At 61.1% G+C, this 2,104-nt stretch carries 1 protein-coding gene and 2 pseudogenes; 1 reads left to right on the top strand and 2 read right to left on the bottom strand.

Going from position 1 to position 2,104, the window contains the following annotated elements; translation table 11 throughout:
• Positions 1 to 185: pseudogene (locus RFM52_RS32670) on the bottom strand (hypothetical protein); the annotation flags it as partial.
• A 209-nt stretch (positions 186 to 394) separates the two neighbouring features.
• Positions 395 to 757, bottom strand: a complete 363-nt coding sequence (locus RFM52_RS32665) for a hypothetical protein (protein ID WP_320298893.1) — start codon at positions 755 to 757, stop codon at positions 395 to 397.
• 355 nt (positions 758 to 1,112) lie between these two features.
• Between RFM52_RS32665 and RFM52_RS32950 the strand changes: the two are divergent.
• A pseudogene (locus tag RFM52_RS32950) lies at positions 1,113 to 1,822 on the top strand (IS110 family RNA-guided transposase); the annotation flags it as partial.
• Positions 1,823 to 2,104: the final 282 nt, after the last annotated feature.

Genomic DNA, 2,104 nt, shown 5'->3' with positions numbered 1-2,104 from the left:
TCACGGAGCCGCCGGCGAACCACGCTGTAAAGCTTGTCGAGCTTGCGATAGGGTGCGCGCGTGCGCTGGAAGATTTCTCTGGCGTCCGTCATGGGCCGCCCGGAACGCAGATAGGCGAGCACCGCTTCGCCGACCAGCTCCATCAGTGGCAGGATGTGCTGGCTCGCGTCTTGTGGGGCGAACATGGATGGCTTCCGTCCGCCAGTCGATGTCCTCGATCTGCAGATTGCGGATTTCACCAGACCGTAGCCCATATGTTGCAAGGAGTTGCAGGGATCGCATGGTCCCGCAGCCCCGCCGATGTCTCGTTTCTTCGCGCTCTCGAAACAGCGACTGTCAGATCGCGGTTCAGGACTGACGGTGTACTCCTTCGTACGCATAAGCGACGGGGCTATCACGTGCCCTGACAGGTCCGCCGTGACGCGACCTGTGATGTGATGTGGAGGTAGCGCAGCAGCGAGCGAAGCCGCTCTGCTGTATCCTTCAGCGAGCAGCGCGTCAGTTTCGGCGCGCGCAAATCCATATAGCGGTCAACGTCGCTACTGCTGAGGCCCGTCCACCCGTCGATGCCGCCACCGGTCTGCCAAGCAAGGAAGTTGCGGGCTTCCCACATCAACGTTGCGACGCTGGAGCAAGCCAACCCGCGTTCCTCACGCAGCCGGATTTCGTACTCGTCGCAGATTGCAAATCGGACCACATCGGCCGCGCAGGTAGGCTCGATAGCTCGTGGCCATTGACCGTGAGCAAGCCGCAACAAGGCTCGAATTCCGGAGCGCGGAACCTGGTGCCAGCGCGCGCTGGGACGTCGACCCGTGCAGGTATTGCTCGACCTGCACGTCGATCACGTCCGCGACGGGATGCTCCGATGTACGAGATAATCGAGAAACTCAGACGCGTAGGCGCAGTAGCTCCCCGCCACGACAGGGCTGTACCGCTGACCGATAAGCGAGGATTTGAGTGCGGCGATCAGGTCGTGACGGCTATTTGACATTGGCAACTCCTCTGTTGGTTGACCCGCAGAGGTTCGGCACGAAATAATGCAAAGCAAGCTGATCCGAAAAATGGCGAAAATCCGTGAATCATTCCTCCGCATTATGAAGACCTCGTGATTAGTGAAACGGCGCAAGACGGAGGCCGCCGACGTCGAAGCGATCAGCGAAGCCGTCACCCGCAAGACCATGCGTTTCGTTCCGATCAAATCGGCTGATCAACAAGCGGCGGCCATGGTGCTGAGGACGCGCGCCCTTTTGATCCGACAGCAAACTCAGGCGATCAACGCGCTTCGCGGGCATTTGTCGGAGTTGGGGGTTGTTGCCGCCCTCGGCACGGCTATGGCTGCGTTGATCGAGATCGTGCGGGACGAGGAGGACGTTTGCCTGCCAAAAGCCGCTCGATTGGCTTTGGCTGAAATCGCCGATCAGATCGAGGCGCTGACGCGTCAAATCGACAAGCTCGAACGACGGATCGTCGGCGAGGCGAAGCGCGACCAGGACATGCCACGGCTGACGACAATTCCGGGCGTCGGAGCGATCGCGGCGGCTTCCGTCAAAAGCGCTGATCCCGGATCCCGACGGATTCAAATCCGGCCGTCACTTCGCCCCCTGGCTGAGACTAACGCCAAAGCCCCATTCGAGCGACGGCAAGGAGCAGCTCGGCGGCATATCGAAATGGGCAACCCGACGCTCCGCTCGCTGCTCGTTTGTGGCGCGACGTCGTCGCAATCGCGCTCGCCAACAAGATGGCGAGGATCATCTGGGCGCTGCTCGCCAGGGGCGGGACATATCGAAATACTGGCGCGGCGAGCAGCGCAGCACACGCCTGAGCCGATATGACGACCAGGACGGACTTGCCGACGCGACGCCGGACAGAGGCGAGGTGCAAAATTAGACGATGATCCACGGGACGAAATCCCGAGGAGGAGAGGCCGGCGCGACAATGCGCTTAAAGCGCGTCAGATTGATCAGTCCCTCGCATCGCGAATTTTATCGAGGCCAGCGGTCTTGGACCGCGCGCCGGACATATGACCGCACCGATCCCGCTGGATGAAAAGGGCTTGCCCGCGTGGCCGTTCCACATATGTGGCGCTGCAGCCGATGCCTAATGC

It is taken from the genome of Mesorhizobium humile (assembly GCF_033977215.1).
GTDB classification, from domain to species: domain Bacteria; phylum Pseudomonadota; class Alphaproteobacteria; order Rhizobiales; family Rhizobiaceae; genus Mesorhizobium; species Mesorhizobium humile.
Note: the sequence above shows the minus strand (reverse complement) of the source record. Positions and strands in the feature narration are given on the sequence as shown.